The organism is Arthrobacter sp. Z4-13 (assembly GCF_054792705.1).
Window position 1 is genome coordinate 4,049,618 of sequence record NZ_CP096459.1, and the last position, 16,646, is coordinate 4,066,263.

Genomic DNA, 16,646 nt, shown 5'->3' on the forward strand with positions numbered 1-16,646 from the left:
ACTAGGCGGCGCCGGCCGCGGCGTTGCCCAGGGTCGATTCCCTTGAAACCACGCGGAACGCCGTCTCGATCTCCCGGGGCGGCGCTCCGGCGGGGTCCTTGATCCGCTCCAGCAGCATGCGGATGGCAGTCTCCGCGATCTCCGTGCGGCCGGGATCAACAGTGCTCAGGGTTGGAAGGGAGTAACGGGTTTCGTCCAGGTCATCGAAGCCAATCACAGCAACATCGTCCGGGACACGGAATCCGGCTTCCTGCAGGACACGCACCGCGCCCTGGGCGAGGGTGTCGTTCAGCCCGAAGACGGCGTCGAAGGACACTCCGCGGTCCAGGAGGTCGTGCATGGCTGCGGCACCGTTGGACCGGTGCCAGTCCACCACATAGGCGATGATCCCGTCGTCGTAAGGAATGCCCCGGGCCTTAAGCGCCTCCCGGTACCCGCGCAACCTAAGTCCCGCGGAGCCGATGACCTCGCCCTCATGGGCGCCAACGACGGCAATACGTTTCTTGCCGAGGTCCAGCAGGTGCTCGGTAGCGGCCCGCGCGGCGGGAACGTTCTGCATGGTGACGTGGTCTGAAGAACTGCCGAAGATGCGCTCGCCGAGGAGGACAATCGGCACGTCAGCCTTGATCAGGTCCGCATCTTCCTGGCCGAGTGCCAGCGGGCTGAAGATCAGGCCATCGGACATCTTGAGCCGCGGGCTGGCCATCACCTCCAGCTCGCGCTTGCGGTCGGCGCCGGTCTGTTCAATGAGCACCACCAGCCCGCGCTTCGCCGCCGCTTCGATCACGGCGTCGGCCAGTTCCGCGAAATAGGGAAGGCGCAACTGCGGCAGCGCCAGGGTGATGGCCCCGGTGTGCCCGGACCGCAGGCTTCGGGCAGTCAGGTTGGGCCGGTAGCCCAGCTCTGCGATCGCCTTTTCCACCTTGGCTCGGGTGGTATCCCGGACATGGGGGTGGTTGTTGATCACGTTGGAGACGGTCTTGAAGGACACACCTGCCACCCGTGCCACGTCGTGAAGAGTTGCCGCCATGCCTGTTCCCCTGCTCCTGCCGCGGCCCGCAGGCCAGTACCTGCAATTTTACAACGTTGAAGCGGCTCGCCCTGTTGCAGTCAGCGCAGGGGCGGGCCTCCCTGCGGCAAACAGCGCGGCCCGCTCCCCAGCGCCTCCTCAGGTCCGCTTTCGGCCCGACCGGTCCTTCCGCTCAGCTGTCTCCCGCTCGGCCCACCGCTGGGACTTCCCGACCGACACCACCTTCTGGTGCCACTCCCGCTGGTAGGCACGCTGCGCCGCGGCGTCGCTCCTGCGAGCCAGGGCGGCCAGCTCGCGCTGCAGCTTCAGGTAGTTGTGCCAGCGGCGTTCCTCCAGCCCGCCGTCGGCAATGGCTTCCTGCACGGCGCAGCCGGGCTCGCTCTGGTGTGCGCAGTCCGCAAACCTGCACTGACCGGCCAGCGCCTCCACGTCGCCGAACATATCGCCGATGCCGTCCTCGGCGTCGAACAACCCGAAGCCCCGCACCCCGGGTGTGTCCATCAGGACCGTCCCGTTCGGAAGGGGCACCAGTTCCCGCGACGTGGTGGTGTGCTTCCCCTTGAAGTCGCCGGAGCGCACCACCCCGGTGTGCTGGACCTCGCGGCCCACCAAGGCGTTGATGAGCGTGGACTTTCCGGCACCGGACGGGCCAAGGAGGACAATGGTGCCGCCCGCCGGAATTTGCGCGAGCATCTGGTCGATGCCGTCACCGTTCTCCGCGGAGGTTGTGACCACGTCCACGCCCGCCGCCTGCAGGATGACTTTGCCGACGACGTCGTCCGCCACGTCTGCGAGGTCCGCCTTGGTGATGATCACCAAGGGAGTGGCCCCGGAGTCCCACGCCGCCACGAGGGTGCGCTCCAGCCGGTTGTGCGTGAGCGGCCGGTCCACCGGCACCACCACGCCCACCATGTCCATGTTCGCGGCCAGGACCTGCGCCGCGGAAGAGTCCTCGAAAGCACGCTTGCGGCTTAGTTCCGAGCGCCGCGGAAGGACGCCTAGGATCTGGCGGTCGCCGGCGCGGTTGGGGCCGATCCAGACCCAATCACCGGTGACGGCCGCTTCTCCCGTCAGCGGATAGGGCAGGTGCAGGAGGTCCCCACCCGCTGCCACCAGCAGCAGGTTGCGGTCCACGCGGACCACCCTGCCCGGTTCCGTCGCGCCAGGGATGGGATGCTTTTGGAAGTGCTGGGCGATGGCGGGGGTGTAGCCGTAGAGGAGCGGGCCGTTGCTTGCGATGTTTGTGGTTGAGCTGTTGGTGCTGTCCAGGGCACTGCCTGAAGATGTGTTCACAGTGATACCTCGGGGGAAAGCCCCTGGGCACCAGCCTTTCGGCCTGGTTACGGCGCTGCGCGAAGTCAGGCGGGGCCGGTGCTGTACAGGGGGAGGGTTTGGATGATGGGGACGCAGCGCTCTGGGCGCACGGCTGTAACAATCATCAAAAGCACCTCCTGTTCCGCAAGGGGGACCTGCATCGCGTCCCTCAATTTCGGAGCCCTGTGGCTTCCCGCTGGGCGGCACCGCCGTTTGGGGGGGTGCCGGGTCCTACTGTAGTTGCAGGCGTCGGGATCCACCAGAGGTTGGTTAAGGACCACAGCTTGTCGAACAGAGTTGCACCGCGGCCGCCCCTTGCGACACCTGTCGCTCAGGGCGCGTCGGGACCGAGGGCGTCAGACCCGCCGTGCGGAACCTCTGCGCAGGAACCAGCGGATACTCCTACCGTTGCAGCTCCAGCGCCCGCTTTTCCCGCGCGGAAATTTTCGAGACATAGCCGCAGTTCGTACACGTGATCTGATAGGACCGCGACGTAGTGAACACCGGGATGAAGAACAGGGTGAACTTGGTGGCCCGCTCCTCGAGGTGGTGGTGGACGAACGAGCGGCAGTACTGGCAGGTGGCCGCCTTGCCGGGAAGCGCCTTAAGCACTGTCTTGAAACCGAAAAGAAGGAGCATGGGGTCTTGCCTTCCGTGGTGGTTCTGCGGGCTATCTGACAACCTTATGCCCTGAACAATCCGCCGCGTTTCCCTGACAGGCTCCCGGACGGGTGTAATACTGGGGTCGGCAGCTTTTCGGCATCGGGGGGACTTCGGTTACATGCTTCTGGATACCGTCACGCTGAGAATCGCGTTCGGCTTGATGGCCTTGGTTCTGGTGTTCCTCTTCTACTTCTCCGCCTACCGGATCACTCGCTCGCCGTACAGCGGATGGTGGTGCCTGGCCCTCCTGTTTTTCCTCTTCGGGTCTGCTTGTTTTCTGCTGGACGGCACCCCCCACCAGGTCTGGGCAAATCCCCTGGGCAACGTGCTGCTCGTCCATGGCGGCGTCGCCGTTTGGGCCGGTGCCCGTTCGCTGCGGACAGTCGCGCCGCCAAAGTGGGCCTTCACCGGCATTCCGCTGGTCACGCTGATCGCCTCCGTGTTGGACAACCCGGCCACCAATACCTGGTCCGGCGGGCCGGTGTTCCTGGGAGCCATGACCCTCACCATCGGGTTGGCGTCCCGCGAGCTGTGGCGCCTGGAGCCAGGGTATTCACGCGTCCGGATCCCCATGGCCGTAGCTGCCGGCGGCCTGACAGTCTTCTATCTGCTGCGCTGGGTTGCCTTCCTGCTGGAGGGCCAGGACGGGCCCACCTTCGTCACCGTCTTCGGTTCCGCCGTGACCACCCTGGTGACCATGGTGCTGCTGGTGGTGGTCTCGTTCAGCATGGCCGCGCTCAGCAGCGAACAGCAGACCAGGGCCTTGCGGGTGGTTGCTTCCCGCGACGACCTGACCGGGCTGCTCAACCGCAAGGCCTTCCTGGACCTGGCGGCAGAACAGTTGGCGGACCGCACCATCACCCGCGGTTCCGGCACCCTCATCCTGGCCGACCTGGACCACTTCAAGACCGTGAACGATACCTACGGCCACGCCGCCGGAGACCTCGCCCTGCAGTCCTTCGCCGAGGCCTGTACCGATACTGTCCGAACCACTGACCTGGTGGGACGGTACGGCGGAGAGGAGTTTGTCCTGCTTTTGCCCGGCACCAGTGCGGAGCGGGCGGAAACGATCGCCGAGGAAATCAGCAGGCGGCTGGCGGCGGCGCCAACGGCGGAGGAGATGGAGATGCCGACGGTCAGTTACGGGATTTCCACGTACGACGCCGACACCACCGATGTTGACGATCTCATCGCCGCTGCGGACGGCGCTTTGTATTCGGCCAAGTCACTGGGCAGGAACCGCGTTGCCCGCAGCGACCGGATGCTCTAGCACGGCCGCTGCGCGCTTCAGCTGCCGGCGTTAAGCTTTCCGGCCAGCCGCTCGCGCATCTGGACGCTGGCGGAGTTCAGGCCGAGCAGTTCCACCGCCCGGCCGTGGCGGCGGTACTTCTCGGTCACGGCGTCCAGCACGGCAATGGTGGAAGCATCCCACAGGTGCGAGGCGTGCAGGTCCACCACCACCCGGCTGATGTCCGGCTCCGCATCCAGGGCGTACTCGAACTGCATGTAAAGATCGTTTGACGAGGCAAAAAACAGCTCGCCGTCCACGGTATACGTGGCAACGTTTTCGCTGTTGATCTCCAGTACCGTGCGCTCAACGGTGACAAAGTGGGCCACGCGCCGGGCAAACATGGCCATGGCTGCCAGCACCCCGACGCCGACGCCGATGGCCAGGTTGTGCGTCGCCACCACCACTCCCACCGTGATCAGCATGACGGCGGTTTCCGACTTTGGCATCCGGCCCAGCGTCCGCGGAGCGATCGAGTGCCATTCGAAGGTGATGGCGGAGACGAAGATCATCACCGCTACGAGCGCGGCCATGGGGATAAGGCCCACGACGTCGCCGAGCACCACCACGAGGACCAGCAGGAAGACTCCGGCCAGGAACGTGGACACGCGGCTGCGCGCCCCTGAGCCCTTGACGTTGATCATGGTCTGCCCGATAACGGCGCAGCCGCCCATGCCCCCCAGGAACCCGGTGACAATGTTGGCAACACCCTGCCCCCACGATTCCCGGTTCTTGTTGGAGCGGGTGTCCGTGATGTCGTCCACCAGCTTGGCAGTCATCAGCGATTCCAGCAGCCCCACCAGCGCCATGGACAGCGAAAACGGCGCAATGACCTGGACGGTCTCCCACGTCAGGGGGACGTTTGGAAGGAAGAACGTGGGCAGGCTTTCCGGCAACTGGCCCTTGTCATTGACGGTGGGCACGTCCAGTCCTGCCACTACCGCAATGACGGTGAGCACCACGATAGCCACCAGAGGTGAGGGCACCGCCGTCGTAATCCTGGGGAGTCCCACCACGATCACCAAACCGGCGGCGACGAGGGGGTAGACCAGCCAGGGGACGCCGATCAGCTCCGGGAGCTGGGCCATAAAGACCAGGATGGCCAGGGCGTTGACGAAGCCCACCATGACGGACCGGGGGATAAAACGCATGAGCCGGGTGACGCCGGCTACGGCGAGGAGGATCTGGAAGACGCCGGCCAGGATGACGGCCGCAATGAGATGGTCCAGCCCGTGGCTGCGCATCAGGGGAGCGATCACCAGCGCGACGGCGCCCGTGGCGGCGGAAATCATGGCAGGCCGGCCGCCGACAAAAGAAATGGTCACCGCCATGGTGAAGGAGGCGAACAGGCCGATCCGGGGATCCACGCCCGCAATCACGGAGAAGGCGATCGCCTCGGGAATGAGGGCCAGCGCCACCACCAGCCCAGCCAGGGCTTCGGTTTTCAGCCGGCGCGGGGAGCGGAGCGTGGCGCGCACAGACTGCAGTTGCCGGGGCGACGGCGCCTTGTTCTCAGCGGTGGAAACAGCCATGGTCCGGCTCCAATCGGGCATCGGAAGCGCGGCAGCAGGAGAGGTGTGCGCTTTCGCAAGGATGTGGGTGGTCAGGAAGGAAGGCGCTTCCTTGCGCCGGAATACAAGAGCTGGCCGGGCAGAGGCGGCGTGCCGCGGGCCGGACTCTCCAACTTTACGCGGAGCCGCGGAGGAACCCGCACCTGCGCCTGTTTCCAGCCGTGGCTTCCGGCCGGCCGTCATCCAGGGGCAGCGGGAAGCCCGGCTGGTAAAATGGCCGGGTTGCAGAGCGGCTTTCTCGCTGGTGCAACCAGCGCCGTAACGAAGTAGGGGACCAACAATTATGACGGCAGGCGGTGCACACCTCGGAACGTCGGAAAGCAAGCCAGGCCAGCCCGACCCGCCGGCCACTGCCGCCGACGAGCCCGGCAAACGCCGCGCCTATGTAGCAACAATCGAGGGATTCGTCGGTTCCCTGATGATGTTCGTTGGCTCCATCGGCACAGGCTGGATCGCCAACGGCTCGCCCATGATCCGCCAGCCCGTGGTCATCGCCCTCCGGACTGAAGGCTGGGGAGTCACAGTTTCCACCGTGCTGCTGACGGTGGGCGCCATGGTGCTGATGCGTTCGTGGCTGCGGTTGGGGCAGCGGCTGGCTGATTGGGGGAAATCGTCCCTCAGGTCCGTTGTAATCGCCATTTCCGCCTGGTGCCTGCCGTTGCTTTTCTGCGTGCCGGTCTTTTCCCGCGACGTCTACGCCTACACCGGCCAGGGCCGCCTGGTGATGGAGGGCCAAAACCCGTACGAGGTGGGCATCTCCACCCTTAACAACTGGTTCTCGCTCGGGGCAGACCCTGCCTGGGCGGAGAACAGGACCCCGTATGGCCCCTACTTTCTGTGGCTGGCGCGCGCCGTCGTCGGGCTGACCGGCGCCCAGCCCGACGTCTCCGTGCTGCTCTTTCGGCTTCTCGCCGGGGCGGGCGTCCTGCTCTGCGTCATCTACGTGCCCAAGCTGGCGGAGCTGCACGGCATTAACGGGGCCCGTGCACTCTGGATTGCCGTAGCCAACCCCCTGTTCCTGATCAGCTTCATCGCCAGCGCCCACAACGACGCACTCATGGTGGGCCTCGCCGTAGCCGGCGTTTACCTCGCGGCAACGCGCCGCTACCTGCTGGGCATTCTCCTGGTCACTGCGTCCATCGGGATCAAGCCCATCACGGTGCTCCTGCTTCCGTTCATCGGGCTGATGTGGGCGGGCCCCTCGGCCACCTGGCCGCGGAAGTTCCTGATGTGGGGTGCAACGGCGGGCATCAGTTTCGCCACGCTGGCCGCCAGCGGCATCCCGTATAACCTCGGGCTGGGCTGGACCTGGGCCATCATGGACGCGACGCCGGGCTACACGGGCTATTCGCCGTCGGGCTTCCTGGGCCAGCAGGTGGAGTTCCTGGGCAACGTGCTGGGCCTGCCCGGCGGGACCTTCGCCACCGTGCTGCGGACCGGCATGAAGTATGCCGCCATCGGACTGGTCCTGCTGCTGATGTTCCGCGGCGACTACTCGCGGGTGGTGCGCCGGATGGCCCTGGCGTTTACCGCCGTCGTGATGCTCTCTCCCATCATCCAGCCCTGGTACATCCTCTGGTTTGTGCCGTTCCTGGCCGTGACCGGGATCCGGGATGACTGGCAGATCAGATCGTTCTACGTGGGCGTGACGTTCTTTGTGGTGTTCGGGGCGCAGGATCAGCTGTCCGTATGGTCCTTCGTGGAACTGCCTATCGACGCGTCGTCGCTGGCGTTCGTGACCGCCCTGGCATTTACGTTCTACCTTTTATTCCTCGACGTGCATACACGGAAGCTGCTCTTCGAAGGCAAACCAGTCGACCTGGCGAAGCGGGGCTGTGACTGGGTCCTTGCGCGGCGCGAGGCCCGTCGGGTCAGGGCCGGCGAGCCCGGCCGGCAGCAGCTGGGCAGCCGCTGAGCCAGCCGCTGCGTCAGGCTCCGGCGGGCACCGCAGCGGGAGATTTGCGGCCCAGCTCGGCAGTCCGCTTTACCGACCACCACAGCAGCACCACAAGGAGCACGTTGCGGGTGGTAAGGATCGCCGCCATTACCGGGTGGGCATGAATCAGCGGCGTGTAGAACAGGGGATAGATCACGAAGGTGGTCATGGCGATCCCCATCAGCAGGGCTGCCGGAACCTTCCAACGCTCCCAGTCGTGTGTGAGTCCGGCGATGATCACCGGGGCCAGCCAGATGATGAACTGCGGGGAACCCACCTTGTTGAACACGATGAAGGCGGTGACCATCATGAGGGACCCCTCAAGGAACAGCTCCTCCCGCTCGGCCCCGCGGTTCAGCGCGCGCACCAGCAGGATGGCGGCACCCACGGCGGCCAGGATCAGGAGCGGCTGCATCAGGTAGGCAGCCATGGTGGCGCCCGGACCGTAGACCTCAGTGGAGTTGATGGCGGTGTTGTCCGCCATCCTGGAGCCCGCGATGTTGAACACGCTCAGCCACACCCACGGCGTGGAGAAAGTTGCCTCCAACTGCATGCCGCGCTCGCCCTGGTTGGTGAGGAAGTCCATGATGTGCGGCAGCCCACCGGAGAGCCACGTTCCCAGCGCGACAACCACCGTCACCGCAATGCCGGAGAGGACCACTTGAACGCGTTTCCGGCTGGCAATCACGATAGGTGCCAGCACGGCAGCCGGCCACACCTTGATCCAGGTGGCGATGCTGAGCAGGATGCCGGCCACCACGGGGCGCTGCGCCGCATACAGCAACGCGATCAGCACGATGGGGGCGGTGATGCCCTCCACCCGCGCGAAGCTGAGGTAGCCCATAAAAACCGTGAAGAACAGCCACCACCAGGCGGGGGCGATGCCGCTCACCTTCCGCGGACCTCGGGTGAGGAAGACAAGGCCGACGGCGTTGAGGGCTGAGATGATCAGGAACCAGACCAGCAGATAGAGGCCGGGTCCGGCGATGTTCGCGAGGAAGATGGGGATTTGGGCCAGCACCGGATAGACCCAGGGGCTGATTTTCCCGTCGAGGTTCTCCGGGTTGTAGCCGTCCTGCGCCCACTGGCGGTACTGCTCCGTGTCGCTGAAGGTATCGCCGTGCAGGAAGAAGGACGCCATCCAGCCCAGGAAGTAGAGATGCACGACGGCGAAACCCCACCACACGCTGGAAGGGCGGGCGAACCAGTCCACCACCTTCGCCGGAAGGACATTGGTGCGGACGCTGACCAGCCGGTCGAAGAACCTGGTGGAAATCTTAGGACTCCTTCAGTGCGGGAGCGGCCGCGGGCGTCTTCTTGCCCAGCAGGTAGAGGCGCCGCACGCTCCACAGGAACAGGACCACCAGGAGGACGTTGCGGATGGTCAGCACCAGCGCCATCCACGGGTTGTTGTGGCTGAGGGCGTCGTAGAAGAGGGGGTAGATGAAGTACGTGGCCACGGCGATGACGATCAGCATGGCGGCGGGGACCCGCCATTCGCGCCAGCTATGGGCCAGTCCGACGGCAACCGCCGGGGCGAGCCAGACCATGAATTGCGGGGAGCCAACTTTGTTGAACACCACAAATGCGGTGGCCAGGGTCAAGGCGCCGGCCAGGAGCAGTTCGGTACGGTCCACGCCGCCGCTGGGCTTGCCGCTGCGCTGATTTCCATTGTGCAGGGCCCAAAACGTCAGGCCGGCAACCAGCAGTGCGGCCAGGATCAGGAGGGGCTGCATCAACACGGACATCAGCGCCGTGCCGGGGCCGTCCACCTGCATGGAGTTGATGTCCGTGTTCATGTACATCCGGGAATCACCGATGTTCAGGACGGACAGCCAGAGCCACGGGGTGGTGAAGGTGGCTTCGAGCTGCATGCCGCGGTCGCCCTGCTGGGTGAGGAAGTTCAGGAGTTTCGGGAGGCTGCCCGCCGCGGCGGCCAGCGCCACCACAGCCGCCGACGTCGCAATTCCGGCAAGAACCACCAGGAGCCGGTTCTTCACGACGGCGAACAGGGCCAGCATGACGGCGGCCGGCCAGACCTTCACCCAGGTTCCGATGGCCAGCAGGACGGAAGCGATGAAGGGGCGGTTCACGCCGTAGGCGAGGGCCACCAGCACCAGCGGGGCAGTGAGGCCGTCCACGCGGGCGAAGCCGAGCCAGCCCATGAGGAACGTGAAAACCAGCCACCACCAGCCGGCGGGAATGGCCTGGCGGTCCCGGCCGCGGTTGGTGAGTTTCAGCAGGGCCCAACCGTTGAGGACTGTGGTCATCAGGACCCAGAGGAAGAAGAACGGCCCGGGGCCGGCGACGCCCGCAATGGCCATTGGTATGAGCGCGAGGATGGGGTACACCCAGGGGCTGGGGCCGCCGGTGAGATTGGCTTCGTTGAATCCGGCCATGGCCCAGTCACGGTAAATGAAGGTGTCGCTGAACGCCTCACCGCGGAGGGAGAGCGAAGCCGCAAAGACAAGGAAAACCAGGTGCACCACGATGAATCCGCCCAGCAGCCCGCGCCCCGTGTTCAGCCGGGTCCGGGCGGCCGCGGGAAGGATGACGTTGCGGATCCTGGTGAGATTGCCGAAGATAGCTTCCGTGGAAATGGCGGGATCCTTGTCGGGTTGTGGCACAGCCGGGCCGTTGCGCAGTGGTGCGTGGGTCATGAAGGGGAGGGCACCCGGGCGCGTTACAGCGCCTGAAAGTGGTTCCGCCCGCGTTCAACTCTAATTGACGGCGCATCACGGCCCGTAATTGCTGTCCATCGGCCGTCCTGGCGCGGGAAGTGGCCAAGGACCCACTGGTGCTCGACTTCTTAGGGCTCACAAAAGAGGCCGAGGAGCTCGCCATCGAGGAAGCCATGACGCTGCGCATGTCTTAAACACTGGCAGAGTTCGGTAAGGGCTTTGCCTTCTATGGCCGGCAGTACCACCTCGATGTAGGCGAAGGCTTCTACATCGACCTCTCCTGGTGCACGTACCCAGCAACAGGTTCGTCGTCGTTGAACTGAAGGCCGGCAAATTCAAGCCGGAACATTTGGGTCAGCTCAACTTCTACGTATCCGCCGTCAACGACCTCGTGAAGTTCCCCGGGATGGCACCCACCGTAGGCATTCTGGTCTGCGGATCAAAACACGAGCCCACGGTCCGCTACGCGCTAGATGGGTCCCCACAGCCCATTGCCGTCACCTCATATACCTATGACACAAATCGCGGCGTCTCCGCCCGCCAATAGGTCCGCCTGCTCCGGGTCGAAACTCGTATGTAGGTAACAAGTTTCGTCGGGGAGTGTGATGGTCACTCCCGTGGCACAAGCTTGACCGCAAAACGGCCTTTGGTGGTAGCCATGCCGGTGGAAGCTCCCCATCTAATCACTAGCCGCGTGATTAGGGCGGGAGGGGCGGCCCTCTCGCAATGATGTCCCGTGCCAGATTCGCTTATCGATCTTCCGGGCTGCCGGCCGAGGAACTGAAGGCTTCTTGCGCCTGCCCACAAAAAGCTTTGTGAGGGCACGCTGTAGCTCAGGAATGATGTCCCGACTGATCAGGAGTGCGAACCACTCAATGCCAAGTATGTCTACAAATTAGGGTGAAATTACCCCATGATGTTGAATCAGGACCGTGGAAGAACCATGAACGACAAGCCAAAGTTTGTCCTTCCGCCGGAACGCCCTTACTACTATGCATGGGGCGGTGACAAGCGCATGTACGCCTACACTCGGGATGAGTGGGGCATGGGTGGTTCCTTGCCTAACGGTGGCAACTACACCGTACGTTCATGGGTGGTGCAGTTCATCATTGCGATCATCATGATCCCGGCCGCGCTCATCAGCCTCATCATGCTTATCGCTGCCATAGTCAGCTTGAACTGGATCGTCATGATCTTCGGTCTGGTCTGTACCCCCATATTCGCTGCCGCTCCTTATGTAGGGTTCGCAGCAGCCAGGGATGAACGGAAAGCGCGGAAGGTGCGCAAGCTGAAGGAACTACCTAAACCTCAGACTTCCGTGGATGACGAAGCTGCTAGGCGATACTTCATAAAACACCCGGAAGCAGGGGTAGAGATCGCTCCAGAGAACTTCCCTGACGCCAAGTGGTGAACAAGTATTCGCACGCTTCTGACAATGAACTGTGGCCACGGCTTAATTCAGGGCCACCCTTGGTTCCTTGTTTTCAAGTGTTATCAGTCCGCGCATCATGACCGCGCTGAGCACGGCCATCAACGCCAGCGGGGGCAGGTGGCCGCCGGCGCCCTGATGGGCGCCGGCTGCGATGCCGATGACCAGAGAGGTGACGACACCGGCGCGCAGGAACTGCCACAGACCGCGCGTCTGGGTGGGTGTCACGGGCGGTGGCAGGAGGGTCGAAAGCATGCTGCGGTCAGCCGTGGGTGGGTTCGCCGGTGATCCGGTGGTCGGCGTGGTTGAAGGTTTCGCGAATGAGCCGTACCAAGTGCCCGTCATGGAGGGAGTAGATGACGCGGCGGCCGTCTTTGCGCGTGTCCACGAGCCCGCTAAGGCGGAGTTTGGCCAGGTGCTGGCTGACCACCGTCCGCGGTACGCCCGCGGCAGCGGTGAGCTCAGTGACGCTCTGCGGGCCCTGCGCCAGCTGCCATAACAGGTGCAGGCGGGTCGGTTCGGCAAGCATCCGCAGCGTACCGGCGGCGGTTTCCAGCAGCTCCGGTCCGGGGGTTACCGGGTGGACCAGTGAAGGAGTGTCAGGTGCGGGGCGGGGTGCGCCGTGTGGCTGGCTGCTCAACGCTCTGCTCCTTCCCTGTCGGTTCCGTGGCTGCTGCAGTGCCGTGCCGGGGCCAGGAGGCGAATGCTCCTGCACTGCCTATCATCGCAATAATTGTCAGCGCCACCGCAGCCCAGCCCAAACCCGCGACCGCGCCGACCCAACCGGCCAGCGGATACGTCAGGATGTAACAGGCGTGCGAGAGCGAGAACTGGGCGGTGAACACATACGGCCTGGTGTCCTCGGTGGAGGCATCCCGCAACAGCCTCGATGATGGTGTGAGGATGGTGGCGGTGGCCGCGCCGAGCAGGAACCACAGTCCCAGCAGCAGCCACCACCCGGTCCCGGGATCACCGAGCAGGGTCAGCGCGGCCGCGCCGGCCAGGACCACCGGAATTACCGCGGCGCCGGTGAGCATCACTGCCCGGTCCCCGAACCGGTCCAGGACCCGGGGGGCGGACAGTGCCACGATCATGGAACCCACCCCGAAGCAGGCCAGCGCCAGAGCGAGGTCCGCGGCCGGCCGTTGCAGGACGTCCCGGACGTAGACGACGGTGTTGACCAGCACCAGGGCCGTCGGGGCCGCGACCACGAGGTTCAGGGCCAACAGTGACCGAAGCCGCCGGTTCCGCCAAAAGATCCTGGCCCCCAGGGTGGTCCGGTGCCACAGCGAAGTCTGCGGCGCCGCAGCGGCCGTGACTTTCGGCAGGACGGTGATCGCGACCATAAAGGCGGAGAACAGGAACCCGGCGACGGTGCCGAGGAACAGGTTGTTGTAGCTCAACACGGTCAGCAGCAGCGCAGCCGCCGCCGGGCTGAGCAGAGCCTCCATGTCGTAAGCCAGCCGGGACAGCGACAACGCCCGGGTGTAGTCCCGCTCGTCGGTGAGGATGGTGGGGATCAGGGACTGGAAGGCCGGGGTGAACGTCGCGGACGCGGACTGGAGCAGGAAGATCACCACGTAGATCTGCCAGACGTCGGTGATGAACGGCAGGCACAGGGCCATCGCCGCCCGGACCAGGTCAGCCCCGACCAGGACCCGCTTCTTGGGCCAACGCGCCACGAGCGCGTTGATCACCGGGGCCAGGCCCACATAGGCGAACATCTTGATCGTCAATGCCGTGCCCAGCACCGCGCCCGCGTTGCTGCCCGCGAGGTCGTAGGCCAACAGGCCAAGCGCAACGGTCAGCAGGCCGGTGCCGATCAGCGCCACGATCTGCGCGGCAAAAAGCCTCCGGTACGTGACATTCCGCAGAACCGACAACATCCAGCCCAACCCCTTAAGTGCAAAGGTGCGCGTCTATGCACTTATATCAGACTACCAAGTCAGTGACGGGGGAGTGGTGTGGCGGGCGCGCTCCGCTCACCGGTCGGACGCCCCGTGGTTTGTCGTCGGCCTGGTCTCAGGCGCCCATGCCGGCGGAGAGGGACCAGAGGCCTGCGACGGTGAGCAGGACCATGAGTGCGAGCATGGGGCCTTGGGACTTGAGCGCTTCCCTGTGCGTGCGGCCGAGTTCCAGGGCGCGGTCGTGCGCCAATGCCAGCGCGACGACGTGTCCGATGACAATGGCCGCGACTTGAACTGCCCAGATGGTTTCGGCGGAGACGAGCTGGAAGTTGATGCGGTTGTTTGCTGTGCCGAAGAGATCCCAGCCCTGGCCGAAGGGGTCCGAGGCCAGTCGGACCAGATCCTGGCTTTGGAAAACGAACAGCGTGAAGTAGTGCGCGACAAAGTAGGCGAACGCGATCGGAATGAGCGAGTGCGCGAAGGCGCGGGCTGTGCGGCCGAGGCTAGTGTGCCGCCAGCCTGCGAAGCGTCCCGACAGTCCGGAGAACACCTCGTACGCGATGGCGAACGCGGCCAGTGAGGCGAGGAGGCCGAAGGTGCCGATGAGCACGCCGGCCTGGAAGTCGTCGAGACCGAGGTCAATGAGGCGTTCGCTGGCAGCGACATCCCGTTTCTTCCAGAACGGGCTCGTGGAGAGCCCGTCGTAGGTGACGGTGGCGATGAGTACCGCGATGAGGGCGACGACGCCGGGGGCGTTGCTCATCCGGGTGGCCGCGGCGAACGGCGGTCGAAAGCCGAGCTGCCGGAATTTTCCTTTTCCGCGGACTTCGACCGGGGAGAGCAGTGCAAGGACGGCGGTGTATACGGAGAACGCCTCGCCTGTCTCTAGCCAGGCGTCGATTCCCCAGCGCCACATCGCTGCCAGGGTTGCGATGGTGTACACGGCGATCAGCACTGCGATGAGGCGGGGCTCGGCTGGTGCGGGGTAGACGAGCTCGAACCAGGCGAAGGCGAGGATCACAAAGGCGGCCGGCCATACGCCGCACCACTGGGGAATCGCCCGGTTCGGCCGGGAGGTCGGAATGCGCACCAGGTGCGCGATCGTCCCTGCTGGGTTGATCTCCCGCCACACGTTGCCGAATGCCGCGCTCAGAGGGACGAGCCCGATCCACCAGACCACGAACACGACCAGGGGTGAGATGTTGTTGCCGAGCAGTGTGGAGCCGCAGGCCGCGGCGGTGAACACGATGATGAACAGCGCCAGAACGACCAGGCGGAGTGTCCAGACCGTGACGGGTGCCAGCACAATCGATTCGAGTTGTCGGGGTGCTCGTCGCCATCCGTGGGTTGCCAGCTGTGGTCTGGTCCAGCCGAAACCGAGCCCGATGAACGAGACGACGAGCACGATTGCTGCGACCCCAAAGAACGCCTCGATGGGGATGGGAGTGTCCGCTCGTCCCTGGACGCCGTGCGCGTAGGAGGGCATTGGGATTACGACGGCGATTGTTACGATCGCCGCAACGGCGAGCATGCGGCCTCTGATAGACATGGTCATTCACCGCTCCCACTGTTGGCCGGCGCGTCGACCTTATAGACGGCGACCAGCTCGCCCTTGATGCGCTCGTAGTAGAGCCGGGTTGGCAGGCCGATCGAGGAGTGCGCGCGCAGGTGCACCACGTCAAAATAGCGGAGGTTCGCCTCGGGCACCCGGAAGGTGAGCCTTTCCTCCCCGTCCACGGTGTCGTACGCATTCATGACGAGGATGGGCAGTTGGACTTCCGAGAGGACACCGTCAACGTAATCGTAGGACTCGATGTTCGGTGGGGGCTGGATTTCGCTCAGGTCGGACGGTGAGAAGAGCCAGATGCCGACCCCGAGCAGTGCGGCAAGAGCGAACGCGCCGATGCTCGTGGGCCAGAACGCCCAAGGTTTGGCCTGCACGTCCTCGAGCAGCACGGCGGGGCCAGCGCCGGGGGATTTTCTCATTCTTGGTACCCAGGGTTTGGTTGGAGGGTGACGTCGGCGAGGACGGGACCATCGCCATCGGCGAGATCCAATTGCACACGCCAGCGCCCGTCGGCTTCGGCGATGACTTCACGCGCGACGAGCCCGCCTTGCTGGTCAAGCTGCACTGTGGCCGGCTGGGACCGGAGACCGAGCGCGAGGGAGCGCATGGTCACCGTTGCGCTACCGGAACTGATGGCGCGCCGGAGCTTGTCCACGTCCTCATCCGGTCCCGTCAGTCCGATCCGCACCTCGTTCAGTCCCGCGGCGCCAGGTTCGACGACGACCGTTCCTTGCACTGCAGGATTGACAGAGACCAGTGCTTCGACGCGTCGCTGTGGCTGTTGCAACTCGTTGGCTGCCCCGACTGCGGCGAACAGGACCGCTGCCGCGATCGATGCGGTGATCGAGACCGCGAGTGGCACCCGGCGATTTGTGCGTCGTAGGGGGACGAACAGCACGATGGACGCGATGCTGACCGCGACGGAGACGCCCGACCAGACGCCGAACCAGTTCCCCAGCGTCGCAGCGATACCGTCACCGCGCATGATGGAGGCGTGGGCATAAGTTGCCCACAGGCCGACAACCCCGCCGACAATCCCCACGAGGGCGGCGCCGACGATGACGCCCTCCCAAGGCACGCTGCCCGCGGCTGCAGGACTGTCACCTCGTCGCACGGCACGGCTCAATCGAACACCCCTGACGACGACAGCCAGCAATGCGACCAGCATGATCAGCGATGCGGCCAGCATGAGGCCACGGGCGAGGGCCGCGGTTGTCGCGGCGACGATCGCACCGTCCGCGTCAAGCATTCCTGCTGCCT

General features: G+C 65.0%; 16 protein-coding genes. 4 read left to right on the forward strand and 12 right to left on the reverse strand.

All coding sequences use genetic code 11. The annotated features are described in order from the left end of the window. Position 1: 1 nt before the first annotated feature. The 3 genes from M1E07_RS20580 to M1E07_RS20590 form a co-directional block, all read right to left on the reverse strand. Positions 2 to 1,030, reverse strand: a complete 1,029-nt coding sequence (locus M1E07_RS20580) for a LacI family DNA-binding transcriptional regulator (protein ID WP_461188444.1) — start codon at positions 1,028 to 1,030, stop codon at positions 2 to 4. A gap of 138 nt (positions 1,031 to 1,168) precedes the next feature. Beyond that, positions 1,169 to 2,323 carry a ribosome small subunit-dependent GTPase A gene (gene rsgA / locus M1E07_RS20585; RefSeq protein ID WP_461188445.1) on the reverse strand — a complete coding sequence of 385 codons (1,155 nt, stop codon included), beginning with the start codon at positions 2,321 to 2,323 and terminating at the stop codon, positions 1,169 to 1,171. Between the two features lie 423 nt (positions 2,324 to 2,746). Then, positions 2,747 to 2,983, reverse strand: a complete 237-nt coding sequence (locus M1E07_RS20590) for a zinc-ribbon domain-containing protein (RefSeq protein WP_104045598.1) — start codon at positions 2,981 to 2,983, stop codon at positions 2,747 to 2,749. 142 nt (positions 2,984 to 3,125) lie between these two features. Between M1E07_RS20590 and M1E07_RS20595 the strand changes: the two genes are divergently transcribed. Further along, positions 3,126 to 4,277, forward strand: coding sequence for a GGDEF domain-containing protein (locus M1E07_RS20595; protein ID WP_461188446.1), 1,152 nt, complete (start codon positions 3,126 to 3,128; stop codon positions 4,275 to 4,277). A gap of 17 nt (positions 4,278 to 4,294) precedes the next feature. On the opposite strand, the gene M1E07_RS20600 is transcribed toward M1E07_RS20595, so the two are convergent. Then, positions 4,295 to 5,827, reverse strand: a complete 1,533-nt coding sequence (locus tag M1E07_RS20600; protein WP_461188447.1) for a SulP family inorganic anion transporter — start codon at positions 5,825 to 5,827, stop codon at positions 4,295 to 4,297. Positions 5,828 to 6,149: 322 nt separating this feature from the next. Here M1E07_RS20600 and mptB point away from each other — a divergent pair, with 322 nt between their 5' ends. After that, positions 6,150 to 7,781 carry a polyprenol phosphomannose-dependent alpha 1,6 mannosyltransferase MptB gene (gene mptB, locus M1E07_RS20605; RefSeq protein ID WP_461188448.1) on the forward strand — a complete coding sequence of 544 codons (1,632 nt, stop codon included), beginning with the start codon at positions 6,150 to 6,152 and terminating at the stop codon, positions 7,779 to 7,781. 13 nt (positions 7,782 to 7,794) lie between these two features. Here the strand turns inward: mptB and M1E07_RS20610 are convergent, their stop codons facing one another. Continuing rightward, positions 7,795 to 9,018, reverse strand: a complete 1,224-nt coding sequence (locus M1E07_RS20610; protein ID WP_461188449.1) for a glycosyltransferase 87 family protein — start codon at positions 9,016 to 9,018, stop codon at positions 7,795 to 7,797. A 61-nt stretch (positions 9,019 to 9,079) separates the two neighbouring features. After that, positions 9,080 to 10,462: a glycosyltransferase family 87 protein gene (locus M1E07_RS20615; RefSeq protein ID WP_461188450.1), complete on the reverse strand. Its 1,383-nt coding sequence runs from the start codon at positions 10,460 to 10,462 to the stop codon at positions 9,080 to 9,082. A 304-nt stretch (positions 10,463 to 10,766) separates the two neighbouring features. Here M1E07_RS20615 and M1E07_RS20620 point away from each other — a divergent pair, with 304 nt between their 5' ends. Beyond that, positions 10,767 to 11,030, forward strand: a complete 264-nt coding sequence (locus M1E07_RS20620; RefSeq protein WP_461188451.1) for a PDDEXK nuclease domain-containing protein — start codon at positions 10,767 to 10,769, stop codon at positions 11,028 to 11,030. A gap of 366 nt (positions 11,031 to 11,396) precedes the next feature. Continuing rightward, entirely contained in the window at positions 11,397 to 11,894 is a 498-nt protein-coding gene (locus tag M1E07_RS20625) for a hypothetical protein (RefSeq protein ID WP_461188452.1), read from the forward strand. Between the two features lie 42 nt (positions 11,895 to 11,936). On the opposite strand, the gene M1E07_RS20630 is transcribed toward M1E07_RS20625, so the two are convergent. The 6 genes from M1E07_RS20630 to M1E07_RS20655 form a co-directional block, all read right to left on the reverse strand. Next, positions 11,937 to 12,140: a hypothetical protein gene (locus M1E07_RS20630; protein WP_461188453.1), complete on the reverse strand. Its 204-nt coding sequence runs from the start codon at positions 12,138 to 12,140 to the stop codon at positions 11,937 to 11,939. Between the two features lie 34 nt (positions 12,141 to 12,174). Then, positions 12,175 to 12,552 (reverse strand): ArsR/SmtB family transcription factor, encoded by a 378-nt coding sequence (locus M1E07_RS20635; protein WP_461188454.1) that lies wholly within the window; start codon positions 12,550 to 12,552, stop codon positions 12,175 to 12,177. Beyond that, complete coding sequence (locus tag M1E07_RS20640; RefSeq protein WP_461188455.1) at positions 12,512 to 13,798, reverse strand: MFS transporter; 1,287 nt, start codon at positions 13,796 to 13,798, stop codon at positions 12,512 to 12,514. The genes M1E07_RS20635 and M1E07_RS20640 overlap by 41 nt, the downstream gene beginning before the upstream one ends. A 136-nt stretch (positions 13,799 to 13,934) precedes the next feature. Continuing rightward, a complete protein-coding gene (locus tag M1E07_RS20645; protein ID WP_461188456.1) occupies positions 13,935 to 15,374 on the reverse strand; it encodes a hypothetical protein in 1,440 nt (479 codons plus the stop codon). Next, positions 15,371 to 15,805, reverse strand: coding sequence for a hypothetical protein (locus M1E07_RS20650; protein ID WP_461188457.1), 435 nt, complete (start codon positions 15,803 to 15,805; stop codon positions 15,371 to 15,373). The genes M1E07_RS20645 and M1E07_RS20650 overlap by 4 nt, the downstream gene beginning before the upstream one ends. Further along, positions 15,802 to 16,635, reverse strand: coding sequence for a hypothetical protein (locus M1E07_RS20655; protein WP_461188458.1), 834 nt, complete (start codon positions 16,633 to 16,635; stop codon positions 15,802 to 15,804). Before M1E07_RS20655 ends, M1E07_RS20650 begins: the two co-directional genes overlap by 4 nt. Positions 16,636 to 16,646: the final 11 nt, after the last annotated feature.